This window comes from Streptomyces sp. NPDC001663 (assembly GCF_042893105.1).
Lineage (GTDB): Bacteria > Actinomycetota > Actinomycetes > Streptomycetales > Streptomycetaceae > Streptomyces.
In genome coordinates, this window is the sequence record NZ_JBIAUR010000023.1 from 34,992 (window position 1) to 51,406 (window position 16,415).

A 16,415-nucleotide genomic window follows, 5' to 3' on the forward strand; every position below is an offset into this window, starting at 1 on the left:
AGTTCAGCTACTTCCGGTCCTGCTGGAGGGTGGCCCACAGACCGTAGCCGTGCATGGCCTGCACGTCGCGTTCCATCTCCTCGCGAGTGCCGCTGGAGACGACCGCCCGGCCCTTGTGGTGGACGTCGAGCATGAGCTTGGTGGCCTTGTCCTTGGTGTAGCCGAAGTACGTCTGGAAGACGTACGTCACATAGCTCATGAGGTTGACCGGGTCGTTGTGCACGATCGTGACCCACGGGACGTCGGGCTCGGGTACGGCGAAGACCTCCTCCGCCGACTCGGTGCGTTCGATCTCAAGGGGAGCGGGTGACGTCACAAAGCCCATGCTGCCACGGGCCCCACAAATCGTCACACTGACGCAAAGGGGTGTAGCATCTGTTGCCATGAACACAGCGGACCTTGGGCTGCCGGTGGACGTTCCCTCGACGGCGCTCTTCACGGACCAGTACGAGCTCACGATGCTGCAGGCCGCCCTCAGGGCCGGTACCGCCGACCGGCGCAGTGTCTTCGAGGTCTTCACCCGGCGGCTGCCCGAGGGGCGCCGCTACGGCGTCGTCGCGGGCACCGGGCGTGTCCTGGACGCCGTCGAGAACTTCCGCTTCGACGCGGACGTCCTCGGCTTCCTGCGCGAGCGCGGCATCGTCGACGAGGCCACCCTGGAGTGGCTCTCCTCGTACCGCTTCAGCGGTGACGTCTGGGGCTACCCCGAGGGCGAGGTGTACTTCCCGGGCTCGCCGATCATGCGGGTGGAGGGGTCCTTCGCCGAGTGCGTGCTGCTGGAGACCGTGATCCTGTCCATCCTCAACCACGACTCCGCGATCGCCGCGGCCGCCTCGCGCATGTCCTCGGCCGCCGGGACGCGCCCGCTGATCGAGATGGGCGCCCGCCGTACGCACGAACTGGCGGCCGTCGCCGCCTCCCGCGCCGCGTACCTCGGCGGCTTCACCTCCACCTCCGACCTGGCGGCCGGCTTCCGCTACAACATCCCGACCGTCGGCACCTCCGCCCACGCCTTCACGCTCCTGCACGACCGCGAGCGGGACGCCTTCCAGGCCCAGGTGAACTCGCTGGGCCGGGGCACCACCCTGCTCGTGGACACCTACGACGTCGCCGAGGCCGTCCGGATGGCCGTCGAGGTGGCCGGGCCCGAGCTGGGCGCCGTGCGCATCGACTCGGGTGACCTGCTGCTGGTCGCGCACCGGGTGCGGCAGCAACTGGACGAGCTGGGCGCGACCAAGACGAAGATCATCGTGACCTCGGACCTCGACGAGTACGCCATCGCCTCGCTGGCCGCGGCGCCCGTGGACGCGTACGGCGTCGGCACACAGCTGGTGACCGGGTCCGGGCACCCGACCTGCTCGATGGTCTACAAGCTGGTCGCCCGCGCCGAGTCCGCCGACCCGAAGGCGCCGCTGGTGCCGGTGGCGAAGAAGTCCAGCGGCGGCAAGACGTCCATCGGCGGCCGCAAGTGGGCCGCGCGGCGCCTGGACGCGGACGGGGTCGCGGAGGCCGAGGTCGTCGGCACGGGTACGGCTCCCGCCGCGCTCGCCGACCAGCAGCTGCTCGTCGAGCTGATCAAGGGCGGCGACGTCGTGGCCCGCGAGCCGCTGGACGCCGTACGCGATCGGCACACGGCCGCCCGGGCCAACCTGCCGCTGTCCGCGACCCAGCTGTCGCGCGGGGAACCGGTCATTCCGACGGAGTACGTACAAGACCGCTCGGGTAGCTAGTCAGCGTCTCAAAAGCGGGGGTCCACGGACGTGCCCGTGGATACGCCCTGTAATGCCCCCTCCCCTACGCCCCCCGAAGTCAATAGGCTCGGAAGTTCAACGGCCGGGCCCGCACCCCTCCCCCGACCCCATAGTCGAGAAGGAATCCACCATGCGCCGCGCCTTGATCGTCGTAGACGTGCAGAACGACTTCTGCGAGGGGGGCAGCCTCGCCGTGGCCGGGGGTGCCGACGTGGCCGCCGCCATCACCGAGCTGATCGGTCAGGCGGGCGGCTCCGGCTACCAGCACGTGGTGGCCACCCGCGACCACCACATCGCACCCGGCGGTCACTTCGCCGACAACCCCGACTTCCGGCACTCCTGGCCCGCGCACTGCGTCGCGGGCACCGAGGGCGTCGGCTTCCACCCGAACTTCGCGCCCGCCGTCGCCTCCGGGGCGATCGACGCCGTCTTCGACAAGGGGGCGTACGCGGCGGCGTACAGCGGCTTCGAGGGCGCCGACGAGAACGGCGTGAAGCTGGGCGACTGGCTGCGCGCCCGGGAGGTCGGCGAGGTGGACGTCGTCGGGATCGCCACGGACCACTGTGTGCGCGCCACCGCCATGGACTCGGTGCGAGAGGGCTTCCGCACGCAGGTGCTGCTCGACCTGACCGCCGGGGTCGCCGAGGCGACCACCGAGCGGGCGCTGGACGAGCTGCGCGAGGCGGGCGTGGAGCTCTCCGGGAAGCCCGTGGTCGCCTAGGGCCGCCCCCGGCTCACGCCGGTGCCGCCGGGCGCCGCAGCAGTGCCCTGATCGGATGCCACAGCTCCTGGGGCAGCTCCGGGCCGGGAACGACACCGTTGTCAGGTGCCGTCCGCCATATCAGGCCGTCGGGGTGGTGCAGGACCGCGGTGATCTCGTCCGGGGTCGGCGGGGCCGCGTTGCCCCGCAGATAGACCGCACGCATGCCCAGATTGCGCAGCCTGGTCAGGGCGCGCGCCCGGTTGCGGGCATGGACGAGGACACGGACGCAGCCCGTGCCGTCGGCGGTGGGTCTGGGCAGGTTCAGAGCCACCACCACGCTGCCGGTCGGCAGCTTGCAGAAACCTCCTGCGGCCATGCAGGTCACACCCCCGTGCGAGTCGGCGTCAATGAGACTGTCAATAAGCAGGGCACAGGACGCACCTAAACACGATCGGCGGCGACCCGCCAGGGGGTCACCGCCGATACGCTTCTGACCTGCAGTTTTAAGAACTACTTCACTGCGGGACCGACCTCGAGCTTGATCGTCGAGCCATCCTTGGCCTCCTTGACGATCTTGATCTTGGTGTTGGTGTCAGTGATCTTGACGCCCGCGAACGGGGTGTTCGCGTCGTAGTACGTGCTCGTGTGGTCGTTGAAGACCGGCACGCCCTTCGACGACGGGATCTTGGTGGCGACGTCCGCGTTGTGCAGCGTGATGCCGTCCGTGCGGTACAGGCTGAACGTCGAGTCGTACGCCTGGATGCGGCTGCGCATGAACGTGCCGTTGGCCCACTTCAGCGCCGTCGGGTGCGAGTCGACCGGCAGGACCAGGCCGACACCGGGGTGCTGGCTGGTGTTGTTGTCCTGCTGGGAGGTGTCCCACTTCCAGATCAACAGGCCGTTCTGGTACGGGTAGTGCTCCACCCAGTCCGGACGGGTCGTCGAGAAGCCGAAGTTGTACGGGCCGACCTTCAGGGTCTTGTCGTACGACACGTACTGGCGGTTCTCGGCGATGTAGTACTGCTTGTAGTCCTTGGTGAAGGACGCACCGATGCGGGAGAAGCCGGCAGCGGTCCAACTCGCGTCAGCGGCCTCGGCGTTGTCGGAGAAGACCGCCGAGCCGTCCGCGGTCACCGTGATCTCGTCGGCCGCGAAGCCCTTCTGCGCCACACCGCTGTCGGTCTGGTAGCGGAAGCGCAGGTCGATCTTCTTGCCCGCGTAGGCGTCGAGCGAGTACGACAGCTTCTTGTAGCCGTCGACCGTGCCCGTGAGCGCCGGCTTGTCGCTGCCGTCGCGCGGGATGGCCTGGCCGTCCACCGTGCCGTCGAGCGCGGTCCAGTTGGCGCCGCCGTCGGTCGACACCTCGGTGTAGAGGTAGTCGTAGTTCGCCTCGATGTCGTAGTAGCCGTCGAGGGTCAGCGTCGCCGAGGACTTGCCGGTGAGGTCCACCGAGCGGGTCAGCGAGTTCTTGAGGTCGTTGCCGCTGCCGCTCCACCACTGGGTCGAGCCCTGCGCCGGGGTGACGACCTCGGTGGTGACCGCCTTGTCGGGCAGGGAGACCACGAGGGCCTGCTTGTCCCAGGTGTTGTACTCGGCGACGCCCAGCTTGTGCGTGGACTGCTTGCCGGCCTTCGCCGTGTCGTAGTTCAGCCAGCCCAGCTGCAGCTTGTCCCAGGCGTTGAAGTCGCCCGGCAGGTCACCGATGGTGTCCTTGCCCCGGCCGAGCCAGGAGCCGGAGGACATCAACGTCCAGAAGCCGGTGGAGTTTTCGCCCGCGCCGGTGGTGTCGTAGTGGTCGGGCAGACCGAGGTCGTGGCCGTACTCGTGGGCGAAGACGCCGAGTCCGCCGTTCTCCGGCTGGATGGTGTAGTCGCCGACCCAGATGCCGGTGTCGCCGATCTGCGCGCCGCCCAGCTTGTTGCCCGTGGGGCCCGTGGCGCCCGCGTCGGTGCCGAAGGCGTACCAGCGGTGGGCCCAGATCGCGTCCGTGCCCTGGACGCCGCCGCCCGCGGACTCGTCCTCGCCGGCGTGCACGATCTGGAAGTGGTCGATGTAGCCGTCGGGCTCGTTGAAGTTGCCGTCGCCGTCGTAGTCGTAGCGGTCCCACTGGTCGAAGTTGGCCAGGTCCGCCTTGATGGCGGCGTCCGACTTGCCGGCCGCCTTCTGCTGGGCGACCCAGGCGGTGACGCCGTCGCTGACGACGTTCCACACGCTCGGGCAGTTGGTCGAGCCGCAGGCGTTGTTGCCGTAACGGGCCTCGTTGTAGGGGACCTTGACCCAGTCGGCGACCTCGCCGTCCACCGAGTAGCGGCCCGAGGACTGCTTCTCGTAGAACTTCTTCATCGACTCGACGTTCTTGCCGGTGCCGAAGTAGAGGTCCTGGAAGTGCTTCTGGTTGTAATCCGCCTGCCAGGCCGTCGAGTTGTCCTTCGTACGGTCGGGCTTGGCTATCTGGTTGTGCGCCGGGCCTGCCGTGCCGCCGTAGGCGGGGTCCGTCTTGTCGCCGAACTCGACCAGGATCGTGAAGATCTTGTCGGTCTTCTCCCGGCCCAGTTCTACGTACTTGCTGTCGCCCTTCTTGCTCTTGAGCTGGACGACCTGCGAACCATTGCGGTCCTTGACCTGGGCCTTGCCGGATATGACCTGGTTCAACGCCTCCTGCCGCTGGGCCTCCTGGGTCTTGGAGAGCGGACCGTCAAGGTCGTGCTCCTGATTGCTCTTGACCGCCGCCGGGTCGTGGCGGTGCACTGTGGCGGACTTGGCGCTGTCTGCGGCCTGCGCCACGGCGAACGTCGAGAACGAGGCGGTGGCCGCCGCGAGTGCGACACCGATCGCGGTCGCTCTGAACGTCCAGGGTTTTGGGGTCACTTGAGTTCCTCTTGGTCAAGGTGGTAAGTCAAGTGACGCAATTTGACTAGAGGTCGGTAAGAAAAAACAGACCTTGACTTGAGCACATCAACTGCACTATGCGGAGACAGAGTTCGCATTGCGGACGCCCTGACCGGCGCGTTCGAACGTCCACGTGATGGACGCCATGACTCCGTGCGCCCCCTGTGCACCGGCACTGTTGGTTAGGTCACGCTTACCGTTCGTTCCACTCGGGCATGCACGCGAATAGAGTCGGTTGGCGGCACGCCCGAAAATCGGCGGAAAGCCAGGCCGACACCCCCGTGGACCCCCACTTCCGAGGACACGATTGCCATGCCTCGTCCGACTGCCGCACAGCTCCTTTACGGTTCCTGCACCGTGATCTTCTCAACGCTTGCCATGCTGCTGCTGTCACAGACGAGTTCGGGCGTGGGGATCGCGATCATCGCCGTCGCGGCGCTCGCCCTCGGGCTCCTGGTCGCCATGACCGTCCCGCTGCCGAAGGCACGGGTCGTCGCGGTGCAGACACCGGCGGCACAGAAAGCCGAAGAGCCCGTGCCGGTCGCGGCCACGGGCTCGTCGAAGGCCGCCTGACACAAGTCGGTCGGTGGCGTACGTCAGTTGGTGCTGACCACCACCGTCTTGGCCGCCTTGTCGTGCAGGCCCTGCTTGTAGGGCCGGTCGAAGAAGCTCCAGCCGCCCGAGATCGCGGTCCAGATGCAGGCGCAGCAGAACGCGAACGGCAGCCAGAGCACCGCCGAGCGCGCCAGCGTCGTCTGCACGGAGGGCGTGGCGCCGTCGTTGAGGTTGGCCACCCGCATGTTCAGCCACTTCTTGCCGAGCGTCTGTCCCGACTTGCTGATCATGAAGGTGTCGTAGCCGATGTAGAGCACGGCCGCGATCAGCGACTGTCCGAAGGACTTGGCGTAGGAGACCTTGTCGGCGTTCACGTCGTACTCGTGCACGTTGAAGGCCCAGGTGAGCAGCCAGACGACGATGCCGACGAGGATCATGTCGATGATCCGGGCCAGTGTCCGCTTGCCGCTTTCGGCGAGCGGGGGCATGCCGGCGAGGGGGTCGTCGGGGCGGGCGCCGCCGGCGTAGGGGGCGCCACCGCCGTAGGGCGGGGGTTGCTGACCGTACGGGGGCGGCTGGCCGTACGGCGGTTGCTGGCCGCCCTGGGGCGGGGTGTCGTACGGGGAGCCCGAGCCCGCTCCTGGCTCACCGGGCGGGGGCTGCTTCCTGAACGGGTCGTCTTCCGGCGGCTGGCCGGAGCCGGGGGGCGGATCGGTGCTCATGGCCCGAGTGGACCGCGAACCCCCCGACTCCGCATCCGGCAAACGGCCGTCCGGAGTACCGAATCAGCTGGTGCATACGACGTACACGGTCATCCCGCGACGAACGTACCGGCCGCCTTGTCGTGCCAGCACTGGTGCCACGGGCGGTCGAACAGGCACCACAGGACACCCACGACCCCGATGCCGAGCAGGCCGGGCACGCTGTAGACGAGCCAGCGGCGCAGGGCCGCGCCGAAGGTCGGGGGCTCGTGGGCCTCGATGTCCCGCACCTCCAGACCGAGCAGCTTCTTGCCGAGGGTGCGGCCCCACTTGGCGGTGGGCAGCGCCTCGTAGAGGACACCGAAGACCAGCAGGACGGCGAGGACGATGCCCAGGTAGACCGAGGTCGTGCCGTCCAGCAGCCATACGGTGACGGTCTCGCCGCTGAGCTTGGCCGCGTCGATCTTCTCGTCGACGTGGTCGATCGCCTTGGTGCCGAGCGGTACGGCGGCAGCGGCGGTGACGCCGACGAGGACGACCGTGTCCAGCAGCCGTGCGGCGAGCCGCTTGCCGAGCCCCGCGGGGCGGGCGGCGGCCTGACGCCGGGCGGCGGCCGTGAAGACGTCCTCGACGGGCGGCTTCCAGGGCGCGACGGGCTGCTCCTCGCCGGGCGCGCCCGCGAGCCGGTGCACCTGCTGCGCCCAGGACGGCTGACCGCCGCCGGGGCCGCTGGTCACGGGGGTGGCGGAGACGGGGGGTTGCCCGACGGGCGCCTGGGCAACCGGGGCCTGTGCGGCGGGGGCCTGACCTCCGGGCGGCCTGCCCGCCGCCATCGCCTGGGGGCCGGCGGACTGTGGCGGGACCGTGGGCGAGGGCTGCTGGGGGCCGGAGAGCGGGGCCGGGGCGGGGGAAGCCGCGGAGGGCTGCGCCTGTGCCGCGGCGGCGCGGTCGGCGGCCGCCTTGCCCGCGCCGAAGCCGGGCGCCCCCGTGCTCCCGGGCTGCGCCCCGCCCTGCCGGCCCTGCTGACCCGTGCGCGGGGACAGCGCGCGGAACGTCATGGTGCCCTCGTCGGCGGTGGGGCCGCCGGGGCCGGGGATGCCGGGAGTGGACGGGCCCGCCGCGGCCGCTGCGCCGGGGTTCGCCGTGGGCCTGCGGAAGACGAATGTGCCGCCGGAGACCACGTCGGCCGAGTCGCCGTCCGCCGGCGGGATCGTCGCCGTACCGTCCGTGCCGGCCACACGGCCGTCCGGCTGCGCGGGGCGGGCGGGGTTGTCGGACGGCACCCTCGGGTCCGCGGCCTGCGGGGAGCCCCACGAGACGCGGCGGTCCTGGTCGCCGCCGAAGCCGGACTGGTGGGAGCGGTCGGCACCCCAGGCGGAGGCGGGTTCGGGACGGCTGCCGTGCTGGGCCTGGGCCGGGGAGGGTTCGGGGTCCTCGTCGAAGAAGTGCGGTCCCGTCTCCTCGACCGGAGCCGGGCCCGCGCCGGACGGCGGGGCGAGCGGCTCGCCGTCCGTCGGTGCCGGACGGCTGGTGCCCGGAACCCAGGCGGCACCGTTCCAGTACCGGACATATCCAGGAATGGACGGGTCCGGGTAATACCCTTCGCGGGGCCTGTCGTCACCGGGGGCCGGGGTTGGGGCGCTCATGTCCGTCGTCCCGTATCTGCTCGGGGGTGAATAGGGGGGTCTCCACATCTATCAGACGTGCGCAACCCCCACCGCCAGTCCCTTACTACCCACCCCTTTCCGGGCAAGCTCGCGCACCGGCTTCACACCTTCGGAAAAAAACTTCTCCGAACCCGCGTAATGGTCGTGCCCTCTCTCCGCTCTCCACTCGTACGGGCCCACTCGCAGGGCCCCGTACACCTGCCCGAGAGAGGAACCGAACGACATGCACTACACCGTGGTGGAACGCGAGCTGGAGCTCCGGCTCATCCTGTCCCCGGAGCGGAGCATCCCGGTCCCGGCCCGGCTCAGCTACCGCACCGACGACCCGTACGCCGTCCATGTGGCCTTCCACATCAACTCCGAGCAGCCCGTGTACTGGACGTTCTCCCGCGACCTGCTGGTGGAGGGGGTGTTCCGGGCGTGCGGGCACGGGGACGTGCGGGTGTGGCCGACGAAGTCGGAGGGCCGCAGCGTCGTGCTGATGGCGCTGACTTCGCCCGACGGCGACGCCCTGCTCGAGGCACCGGCCGCCCAGGTGTCCGCCTGGCTGGAGCGGACGCTGCGGGTGGTGCCCCCGGGGAGTGAGGGCGAGCAGCTGGGGATCGACGACGCGCTCGACCAGCTGCTCGCCCAGTGACCTCGGCGGCCGGCGGCTCAGAAGAGCTTGCCGGGGTTGAGGAGGCCGAGCGGATCGAAGACCTGCTTGATCTGCCGCTGCATCTCCACCCCCACCGGGCCGATCTCGCGCGCCAGCCACTCCTTCTTCAGTACGCCGACGCCGTGCTCGCCGGTGATGGTGCCGCCGAGTTCCAGGCCGAGGGCCATGATCTCGTCGAAGGACTCGCGGGCGCGCCGGGACTCGTCGGGGTCCTGGGCGTCGAAGCAGACGGTGGGGTGGGTGTTGCCGTCGCCGGCGTGCGCGCAGACGCCGATGGTGAGCTGGTACTTCTCGGCGATCCGATCGACGCCTTCGAGCATGTCGCCGAGCCGGGACCGGGGCACGCACACGTCGTCGATCATCGTCGTGCCCTTGACCGCTTCGAGGGCGGTGAGGGAGAGCCGCCGGGCCTGGAGCAGCAGCTCGGACTCGGCGAAGTCGTCGGCGGGAACGACCTGGGTGGCACCGGCGGCCTCGCAGAGCGCACCGACGGCGGCGAGGTCGGAGGCGGGGTCGGGGGTGTCGAAGGCGGCCAGGAGCAGCGCTTCCGTGGTCTCCGGAAGCCCCATGTGCGCGAGGTCGTTGACGGCTTTGACGGTCGTACGGTCCATGAGCTCGAGCAGCGACGGCACGTGGCCGCCGGCCATGATCCGGCACACGGCGTCGCAGGCGGCGGCCGCGGAGGCGAACTCGGCGGCGAGCACGAGCTGCTGCGGGGGCTGGGGGCGCAGGGCCAGGATCGCCCGTACGACGATGCCGAGCGAGCCCTCGGAGCCGACGAAGAGGCGGGTGAGGTCGTAGCCGGCGACGCCCTTCGCGGTACGGCGACCGGTGGACATGAGCCGCCCGTCGGCGAGGACGACGTCCAGTCCGAGGACGTACTCGGCGGTGACGCCGTACTTCACACAGCACAGGCCGCCGGAGGCGGTGCCGATGTTGCCGCCGATGGTGCACATCTCCCAGCTGGAGGGGTCGGGAGGGTAGTACAGGCCGTGCTCGCCGACCGCCCGCGAGAGGGCGGCGTTGATGACGCCGGGCTCGACGACGGCAATCCGATCAACGGGGTTGATCTCAAGAATCCGGTCCATCTTCGTCAGTGACAGCACGATGCAGCCGTCGGAGGCGTTGGCGCCGCCGGACAGTCCGGTACGGGCGCCCTGCGGGACGACGGGCACGTGCAGCTCGGTGGCGATGCGCATGACGTGCTGGACCTGCTCGACGGTGCGCGGAAGGACCACGACGGCGGGGGCACCGGCCGGGCAGAAGCTGGCCATGTCGTTGGCGTAGGAGGCCGTGACGTCCGGGTCGGTCAGGACGGCCTCGACGGGCAGACCGCTCAGCAGACGGTCGACGAGGTTGCCGGTCGCTTCGTCGCGAGGCGCTTCGATACGGCTCATGATCACAGCCTCGCACCCGGGGCCATCGGTGTGAACCCCGTCTACGGCACCGGACGTAACCCGTGATGCGGTCGTCGTATTGACGCACAGTGATCGCCATGGACGAGCTACGCGATGCCGCCCTGGGGGACGGGGCGGGACAACAGGGGGCGTTGGCGGGACGGGCCGGTGGGGCGGTTGGGGCGACGGGGGGCGCGGTGGGGCGTGGGGAGGACGCGCTGGTGGGGGGTCTTGTGGGGGGCGAGCGGGATGACCCGGTTGGGGGCGCGGAGGGTGCGGCGGTGGAGGAGCCGGGGGGCGCGTCGGGGGTGAGTGGGGAGGGCGTCTCGGCGGAGGAGCGGCGGGACGTATCCGCAGTGCTTGGGGAGGATGCGTCAGCGGAGGAGCCGGACGACGCGTCGGCGGAGGATGAGCAGAGCGGCCTCGCGGAGGACCGGCTGGAGGGCTCGGGGGCGGGCCGCCAGGGCAGCGCGGCAGCAGAACGGCAGAGCCCGCCCACGGACAAGCAGAAGCCCCCCGCAGTCAACGTGCAGAAATCTCCGGCCGCGAGCAAGCAGGAGACCCCCACAGCCGACCTGCAGAAGATCCCGCCCAAGGATGCGCACGAGACCCCGGCCGCGGACACGCAGAAGACCCCGCCCGCCGCACCACAGAACAGGCCGGCACCCGCCGCGCCACAGAACAAGCCGGCAGGGGGCGGACAAACGGACCCCGTCGTCGCGCAGGCGGAGAACCCGGTTCCGAAGCGTGTGATCCGAATCGCTCGGCAGGTGGTCGGGGCTGGGGTGCTCGGGGCCGTCGTGCTTGGTGGGGTGTTGGTTTTGTGGCCTCGGGAGCGGGAGGTTCACCGTCCGCGGCCCGTGGCGCCGGCCGCCGGGGCGCAGGCCGTGTCCGCTGTTGCCGCCGGGGTGCCGGCATCCCTCGCCGATCTCGCCGGGCTGATCGTGGCGCGTGAGGCGCGGGTTCGGGTGCAGCCCAAGGACGCGCGGTCTTGGGCGGTGCTCGGAGCCGCGTACGTGGAGCAGGGGCGGCGGACCGCCGATGCCGCCAACTATCCGCGGGCCGAGAGCGCGCTGCGCGCCTCCCTGAGAGTGCGGCCGAAGCGCAACGCCGCCGCGCTGGACGGCATGGTCGCCCTGGCCAACGCCCGCCGGGACTTCCGGGCCGCCCGGACCTGGGGCGAGGCCGCGCTGAAGGTCGAACCCAAGCGCTGGACGACGTACCCGCTGCTGATCGACGCCTACACCGGCCTCGGCGACTACAAGGCGGCCAAGCGCACGCTGGACCGGCTGCTGAAGCTGCACTCCGGTCCGGACGTGCAGGCCCGGGCCGCCGGCGTCTACCGCGACCGCGGCTGGCGCGAGGACGCCGCGGCCGCCCTCTCCGACGCGGCCGCCGGCGCCCGCTCCCCCGCCGAACAGGCCGCCTGGCTGGAGCGGGCCGGAGAGTTGAGCTGGGAGCGCGGGGATCTCGAGGACGCCCTGCGGCGCTTTCAGGAAGCCGTACGCATCGATCCCGATCAGCGGGCTGCGCAGGCCGGACAGGGGCGGACCCTGGCCGCACTGGGCCGGACCACCGAGGCGCTCAATGAGTATCGGGTGGCACTCGAGAAGCAGCCCTGTCCTCAATACGCCCTGGAACTGGGCGAGTTGTACGAGTCGCTCGGGCTCACACAGGCCGCCCAGGTGCAGTACGACCTGCTGCAGGCCCGCGTGCGGGAGGACGCGGCCGGGGGTGTCGACGACGAGCTGGTCCTCGGGCTGTTCGAGGCCGACCACGGCGATCCGAACTCCGCCGTACGGCGGCTGCGGGCCGAGTGGCAGCGGCAGCCGGGGATCGCCGTGGCCGACGCCCTGGGCTGGGCGCTGCACCGGGCCGGCGACGACAAGGGAGCACTGCGGTTCGCCACGATTGCGACGGACCGGGTGCACGGCGGCGCCGTACGCAGCGCGCTGTACTCCTACCACCTGGGCATGATCGAACGGGACCTGGAGCGGACCGCACCCGCGCGGCGGCATCTGCAGGAAGCCCTGCGGATCAACCCGTACTTCTCACCGCTCCGGGTTCCGCTCGCGAAGGAGGCCCTGGCCGCGCTGGGTGAACCGCCGCCCGACGCGCCCCTCCCCACGGAGACCGAGGACGCCCCCGACGAGGAGGACGCCGGTTGACTCACACCGCCGCCGTCCCGATCAGCGCATTGCGCGTCACCCGCGCCGCCAGCCGCTCCTCCCCCAGGTCCTCCGTGCCCTCGGGGCGGCGCGGCAGCACCATGTAGCGCGTCTCGGCGCTGGAGTCCCACACCGTGATCTCCGTCGCCGGCGGCAGCTCCAGCCCGAACTCGGCGAGCACGGCCCGGGGTTCGCGCACCACGCGCGAGCGGTACGCCTCGGACTTGTACCAGCTGGGGGACGGTCCGAGCAGGCGGAGCGGATAGCAGGAGCAGAGGGTGCAGACGATGACGTTGTGTGTCGTGTCCGTGTTCTCCACCACCCTCAGACGCTGGTACGAGCCCTCCATGTAGCCCAACTCCCGCACCGCCGCCGTACCGTCGGCCAGCAGACGGGACTTGAAGGCCGGGTCCAGCCATGCCCGTGCCACGACCCGCGCCCCGTTCGCCGGCGAAGCCCCGGAGAGGGAGGCGTCGATGATCTCGTCCAGCTGTGCGCCGGACAGCACGCCCTTCTCCTCCAGCAGCGTCTCCAGCCGCCGTACCCGCTGTGCGACCGTCGCGTCGGAGTGGTCACCGCTCATGAGTCACGGTCCTCTTCCAAGTAGCTTTCCCACAGGTCCAGTACGACGTGGTGGTCGCCCTCGCCCCACAGGTCGCGGGCCGCGAACCGGACCGCGTAGATCTGCTCGACCGGCGCGTCCGTACGGCCCTGTGCGCTGACGTCGGCCAGCTGCGCCGGTCCCTCCGGTTCGACCACGACGCCCCGCTTGCCGCGTGCGTACCGCGGCAGGCGGGTGTGGTGCGGCGGGTCGTGGTGGAAGGTACGCACGCGCGTGCCCGGCGGGAAACGGTCCTCAGCCATCGAGGCCCTCCAACTCGCCCGGCCTGATCACGCCCTTGCGCTCCAGCAGGGTGCAGATCGCCCGGAACCAGCGCTCGTAGTACGACGTCGACAGGTACTCCGCCGGCGGCATCGACTCGATGGCGTCCCGGAACTCGTTCGTGTTGAAGATCCCTTGTGCGCGCAGGGCGTTGAAGAGCCCGACGACGCGGGCCTCCCAGTCCGCGTGGAAGGGCTCGGCGTCCTCGGCGACGTCGATCGCGCCGAAGCCCTGGGTGCCGCCCACGTCGTTGATCCTGGCCATGCGGTCAGACTACGACTGCTGCCGGGGACCTTCCTACGACTCGTCGCCCTTGACGAAGATCGAGAAGCTGCGGTTGCCCAACACCCCCGACGCGAAGCCGAGATACACCTTCGGGTCCGAGCCGCCCCGCACGGCGACGCCCTCCGGCTCGCGGTAGGTGAGCGTGTACCCGGCCTCCGTGCGCTCCTGCTGGAGCAGCTTGCCGGTGGTGATGTCGATGCTGGACGCGTACGCGTTGCCGCGCTTGGTCACCGGGTTGGTCTCGGCCTCGTAGGCCGTGCCCGCGAGCTGGTAGACGACGTCGCCGTGCAGGGCGTAGCCCTGGAAGGGGATCTTGGGGTCGGGGTGGGCGCCCACCTGGGCGACGTCCGCGATCGGGTTGTCGTAGTCGCGGGCCGTGAAGGCGTCGAGGTCCCAGATGCGGTAGCGGGGCTTGTTGGCCTTGTCGCGGTAGCGGACGGCGATGCGCTTGGACGCCATGCAGACCGACGGCTGGTTGTTCGTGGAGTCCGCTATGGGCTTGCGTATCTTCACGTCCGCGCCGGTGCGGACGGCACCGTCCTTGAAGTGGAAGCGGGTGACGCCCTGCCCGTAGCCGTTCTCGGCGTCGGCCTCGGTCCAGATCCAGGTGCTGCCGTCGGCGGCGTCGCGCTGGATGCCCATGCTGACCCCGTGGCCGAAGCCCTTCAGGTACATGTGGCCGAGCCGGTTGCCCTTGTAGTCCAGCTTGTTGAGGCACAGGTCGCCGGCCGCATGTCCGGTCGCGGTGACCTGGAGGACGTACAGATGCTTGTTCGCCTCGTCGAAGGCGAACGACTGGAGCACCGTCGGCTCCTTGAGCGTGCTCTTCTGCCACAGCCAACGGCCCGACGGCACGGTGAGGTTGATGTGGGTGGTCACTCTCTCCCCCGAGTCCTGGGGGCGCCCCTTCGGCACCCGCAGGACTTGAGAGTGTCAACCTGCGTTCATCGGTTGCAAGTTCACTGATCAACTATTCTGTGAATTTACGCAACTCACAGGTTTCCGCGCTTGGCCTGCTCCCGCTCGATGGCCTCGAACAGGGCCTTGAAGTTGCCTTTTCCGAAGCCCATGGAGCCGTGCCGCTCGATGATCTCGAAGAAGACGGTCGGACGGTCCTGGACCGGCTTGGTGAAGATCTGCAGCAGGTAGCCGTCCTCGTCGCGGTCGGCGAGGATCTTCAGCTCGCGCAGGGTCTCGACGGGGACGCGGGTGTCGCCGACCCACTCGCCGAGGGTGTCGTAGTACGAGTCCGGGGTGTTGAGGAACTGCACGCCGGCCGCCCGCATCGTGCGTACCGTCTGCACGATGTCGTTGGTGTTGAGCGCGATGTGCTGGACGCCCGCGCCGCCGTAGAACTCCAGGTACTCGTCGATCTGGGACTTCTTCTTGGCGATGGCGGGCTCGTTGATCGGGAACTTGACCTTGAGCGTGCCGTCGGCCACCACCTTCGACATCAGCGCGCTGTACTCGGTGGCGATGTCGTCGCCCACGAACTCCTTCATGTTCGTGAAGCCCATGACCTTGTTGTAGAAGCCGACCCACTCGTTCATACGGCCGAGCTCGACGTTGCCGACGCAGTGGTCGATGGCCTGGAAGGTGCGCTGGGCCGGCGGCTCGACCATCGGGTCGGCGGCGACGAAGCCGGGGAGGTAGGGGCCGTCGTAGCCGGAGCGGTCGACGAGGGTGTGGCGGGTCTCGCCGTACGTGGCGATCGCGGCGAGGACGACCGTGCCGTGCTCGTCCTTCAGCTCGTACGGCTCGGCCACCGAGCGGGCGCCGTGCTCGATCGCGTAGGCGTACGCGCGGCGGGCGTCCGGGACCTCGATGGCGAGGTCGATCACGCCGTCGCCGTGCTCGGCCACGTGCTGGGCGAGGAAGTGGCCCCAGGTGGTGGCGGGCCTGATCACCGAGGTGAGCACGAAGCGGGCGGAGCCGTTCTCCAGGACGTAGCTCGCGGTCTCGCGGCTGCCGTTCTCCGGACCGGAGTAGGCGACCAGCTTCATGCCGAAGGCGGTGGAGTAGTAGTGCGCCGCCTGCTTGGCGTTGCCCACGGCGAAGACGACCGCGTCCATTCCCTTGACCGGGAAGGGGTCGGCCTGCCGGGCGGTGTCGGGAGTGTGGTGTGTGGTCTGCGTCATAGCGGCAGCCTGGTCCTCGCACGGCAAGGTGCGCAATAGTTTGCTTTTCTGCTGGGCATTTTGTTCAGCGGAAGGCGTGGATCTACGAGCCTTCTGTACAGGATGACCACCACACCAGGGAGGCTGCTGTGGCGATCGACCATCTGGACGGCCGGATCATCGTGCTGCTGGCACGGGAGCCGCGGATCGGGGTGCTGGAGATGTCCCGGCGGCTGGGGGTGGCGCGCGGGACGGCACAGGCGCGGCTGGACCGGCTTCAGTCGAATGGCGTCATCCGCGGGTTCGGACCGCAGGTGGACCCGGCGGCTCTCGGGTACCCCGTCACCGCCTTCGCCACCCTCCAGATCCGGCAGGGCCAAGGGGCCGACGTCCGGGCGCACTTGGCGACCGTGCCCGAGGTGCTGGAGCTGCACACCACCACGGGCAACGGGGACATGCTGTGCCGGCTGGTCGCCCGGTCCAACGCGGATCTCCAGCGGGTCATCGACCTGGTTGTCGGTTTTGATGGCATTGTCCGGGCCGCCACCGCGATCGTGATGGAGAACCCCGTTCCGCTGCGGATCATCCCGCTCGTGGAGCAGGCCGCCGAGGACGTCGAGAGGACCTAGCCCTACCGGCGG

At 69.9% G+C, this 16,415-nt stretch carries 17 protein-coding genes; 6 read left to right on the plus strand and 11 right to left on the minus strand.

The window, feature by feature from the left end:
• Window positions 1-7: 7 nt before the first annotated feature.
• Window positions 8-325: an ATP-dependent Clp protease adapter ClpS gene (gene clpS, locus ACFY1L_RS48125; RefSeq protein WP_388840614.1), complete on the minus strand. Its 318-nt coding sequence runs from the start codon at window positions 323-325 to the stop codon at window positions 8-10.
• 58 nt (window positions 326-383) lie between these two features.
• Here clpS and ACFY1L_RS48130 point away from each other — a divergent pair, with 58 nt between their 5' ends.
• Together ACFY1L_RS48130 and ACFY1L_RS48135 are read left to right on the plus strand one after the other, a co-directional pair.
• Entirely contained in the window at window positions 384-1,730 is a 1,347-nt protein-coding gene (locus tag ACFY1L_RS48130; protein ID WP_388840617.1) for a nicotinate phosphoribosyltransferase, read from the plus strand.
• A gap of 151 nt (window positions 1,731-1,881) precedes the next feature.
• Entirely contained in the window at window positions 1,882-2,472 is a 591-nt protein-coding gene (locus tag ACFY1L_RS48135) for an isochorismatase family protein (protein WP_388840619.1), read from the plus strand.
• 13 nt (window positions 2,473-2,485) lie between these two features.
• Here the strand turns inward: ACFY1L_RS48135 and ACFY1L_RS48140 are convergent, their stop codons facing one another.
• Together ACFY1L_RS48140 and ACFY1L_RS48145 are read right to left on the minus strand one after the other, a co-directional pair.
• Window positions 2,486-2,830, minus strand: coding sequence for a hypothetical protein (locus ACFY1L_RS48140; protein ID WP_361271206.1), 345 nt, complete (start codon window positions 2,828-2,830; stop codon window positions 2,486-2,488).
• A 134-nt stretch (window positions 2,831-2,964) separates the two neighbouring features.
• Window positions 2,965-5,322 carry an immune inhibitor A domain-containing protein gene (locus ACFY1L_RS48145; protein ID WP_388840623.1) on the minus strand — a complete coding sequence of 786 codons (2,358 nt, stop codon included), beginning with the start codon at window positions 5,320-5,322 and terminating at the stop codon, window positions 2,965-2,967.
• 333 nt (window positions 5,323-5,655) lie between these two features.
• On the opposite strand from ACFY1L_RS48145, the gene ACFY1L_RS48150 reads away from it, so the two are divergent.
• Entirely contained in the window at window positions 5,656-5,916 is a 261-nt protein-coding gene (locus ACFY1L_RS48150; RefSeq protein WP_388840626.1) for a hypothetical protein, read from the plus strand.
• Between the two features lie 23 nt (window positions 5,917-5,939).
• Here the strand turns inward: ACFY1L_RS48150 and ACFY1L_RS48155 are convergent, their stop codons facing one another.
• A complete protein-coding gene (locus ACFY1L_RS48155; RefSeq protein ID WP_388840629.1) occupies window positions 5,940-6,620 on the minus strand; it encodes an RDD family protein in 681 nt (226 codons plus the stop codon).
• 89 nt (window positions 6,621-6,709) lie between these two features.
• Window positions 6,710-8,245 carry an RDD family protein gene (locus ACFY1L_RS48160; RefSeq protein ID WP_388840632.1) on the minus strand — a complete coding sequence of 512 codons (1,536 nt, stop codon included), beginning with the start codon at window positions 8,243-8,245 and terminating at the stop codon, window positions 6,710-6,712.
• A gap of 244 nt (window positions 8,246-8,489) precedes the next feature.
• Between ACFY1L_RS48160 and ACFY1L_RS48165 the strand changes: the two genes are divergently transcribed.
• Complete coding sequence (locus tag ACFY1L_RS48165) at window positions 8,490-8,903, plus strand: SsgA family sporulation/cell division regulator (protein ID WP_388840635.1); 414 nt, start codon at window positions 8,490-8,492, stop codon at window positions 8,901-8,903.
• A gap of 17 nt (window positions 8,904-8,920) precedes the next feature.
• On the opposite strand, the gene ACFY1L_RS48170 is transcribed toward ACFY1L_RS48165, so the two are convergent.
• Window positions 8,921-10,327: an FAD-binding oxidoreductase gene (locus ACFY1L_RS48170; RefSeq protein ID WP_388840638.1), complete on the minus strand. Its 1,407-nt coding sequence runs from the start codon at window positions 10,325-10,327 to the stop codon at window positions 8,921-8,923.
• Between the two features lie 743 nt (window positions 10,328-11,070).
• On the opposite strand from ACFY1L_RS48170, the gene ACFY1L_RS48175 reads away from it, so the two are divergent.
• Complete coding sequence (locus ACFY1L_RS48175; RefSeq protein ID WP_388840929.1) at window positions 11,071-12,489, plus strand: tetratricopeptide repeat protein; 1,419 nt, start codon at window positions 11,071-11,073, stop codon at window positions 12,487-12,489.
• 1 nt (window position 12,490) lies between these two features.
• Here the strand turns inward: ACFY1L_RS48175 and nthA are convergent, their stop codons facing one another.
• From nthA to hppD, 5 genes are all read right to left on the minus strand, one after another.
• The gene (gene nthA / locus ACFY1L_RS48180; RefSeq protein ID WP_388840641.1) at window positions 12,491-13,072 is read right to left on the minus strand and encodes a nitrile hydratase subunit alpha; all 582 of its coding nucleotides are present in this window, start codon (window positions 13,070-13,072) and stop codon (window positions 12,491-12,493) included.
• Window positions 13,069-13,353 carry an SH3-like domain-containing protein gene (locus ACFY1L_RS48185; protein WP_388840643.1) on the minus strand — a complete coding sequence of 95 codons (285 nt, stop codon included), beginning with the start codon at window positions 13,351-13,353 and terminating at the stop codon, window positions 13,069-13,071. The genes nthA and ACFY1L_RS48185 overlap by 4 nt, the downstream gene beginning before the upstream one ends.
• The gene (locus ACFY1L_RS48190) at window positions 13,346-13,636 is read right to left on the minus strand and encodes a hypothetical protein (protein WP_388840646.1); all 291 of its coding nucleotides are present in this window, start codon (window positions 13,634-13,636) and stop codon (window positions 13,346-13,348) included. Before ACFY1L_RS48190 ends, ACFY1L_RS48185 begins: the two co-directional genes overlap by 8 nt.
• A gap of 33 nt (window positions 13,637-13,669) precedes the next feature.
• A complete protein-coding gene (locus ACFY1L_RS48195) occupies window positions 13,670-14,536 on the minus strand; it encodes a Teichoic acid biosynthesis protein C (Precursor) (RefSeq protein ID WP_388840649.1) in 867 nt (288 codons plus the stop codon).
• A 113-nt stretch (window positions 14,537-14,649) separates the two neighbouring features.
• Window positions 14,650-15,795 carry a 4-hydroxyphenylpyruvate dioxygenase gene (gene hppD, locus ACFY1L_RS48200; RefSeq protein WP_388840652.1) on the minus strand — a complete coding sequence of 382 codons (1,146 nt, stop codon included), beginning with the start codon at window positions 15,793-15,795 and terminating at the stop codon, window positions 14,650-14,652.
• A 128-nt stretch (window positions 15,796-15,923) separates the two neighbouring features.
• Here hppD and ACFY1L_RS48205 point away from each other — a divergent pair, with 128 nt between their 5' ends.
• A complete protein-coding gene (locus ACFY1L_RS48205) occupies window positions 15,924-16,403 on the plus strand; it encodes an Lrp/AsnC family transcriptional regulator (RefSeq protein WP_388840655.1) in 480 nt (159 codons plus the stop codon).
• Window positions 16,404-16,415: the final 12 nt, after the last annotated feature.

Excerpts from the sequence above, each read along its gene's own strand:
- hppD (WP_388840652.1), bottom strand. The coding sequence starts at position 15,795 with ATGACGCAGACCACACACCACACTCCCGACACCGCCCGGCAGGCCGAC.
- ACFY1L_RS48135 (WP_388840619.1), top strand. The coding sequence starts at position 1,882 with ATGCGCCGCGCCTTGATCGTCGTAGACGTGCAGAACGACTTCTGCGAG.
- clpS (WP_388840614.1), bottom strand. The coding sequence starts at position 325 with ATGGGCTTTGTGACGTCACCCGCTCCCCTTGAGATCGAACGCACCGAG.
- ACFY1L_RS48150 (WP_388840626.1), top strand. The coding sequence starts at position 5,656 with ATGCCTCGTCCGACTGCCGCACAGCTCCTTTACGGTTCCTGCACCGTG.
- ACFY1L_RS48165 (WP_388840635.1), top strand. The coding sequence starts at position 8,490 with ATGCACTACACCGTGGTGGAACGCGAGCTGGAGCTCCGGCTCATCCTG.
- ACFY1L_RS48155 (WP_388840629.1), bottom strand. The coding sequence starts at position 6,620 with ATGAGCACCGATCCGCCCCCCGGCTCCGGCCAGCCGCCGGAAGACGAC.
- nthA (WP_388840641.1), bottom strand. The coding sequence starts at position 13,072 with ATGAGCGGTGACCACTCCGACGCGACGGTCGCACAGCGGGTACGGCGG.
- ACFY1L_RS48185 (WP_388840643.1), bottom strand. The coding sequence starts at position 13,353 with ATGGCTGAGGACCGTTTCCCGCCGGGCACGCGCGTGCGTACCTTCCAC.
- ACFY1L_RS48130 (WP_388840617.1), top strand. The coding sequence starts at position 384 with ATGAACACAGCGGACCTTGGGCTGCCGGTGGACGTTCCCTCGACGGCG.
- ACFY1L_RS48160 (WP_388840632.1), bottom strand. The coding sequence starts at position 8,245 with ATGAGCGCCCCAACCCCGGCCCCCGGTGACGACAGGCCCCGCGAAGGG.
- ACFY1L_RS48190 (WP_388840646.1), bottom strand. The coding sequence starts at position 13,636 with ATGGCCAGGATCAACGACGTGGGCGGCACCCAGGGCTTCGGCGCGATC.
- ACFY1L_RS48140 (WP_361271206.1), bottom strand. The coding sequence starts at position 2,830 with ATGGCCGCAGGAGGTTTCTGCAAGCTGCCGACCGGCAGCGTGGTGGTG.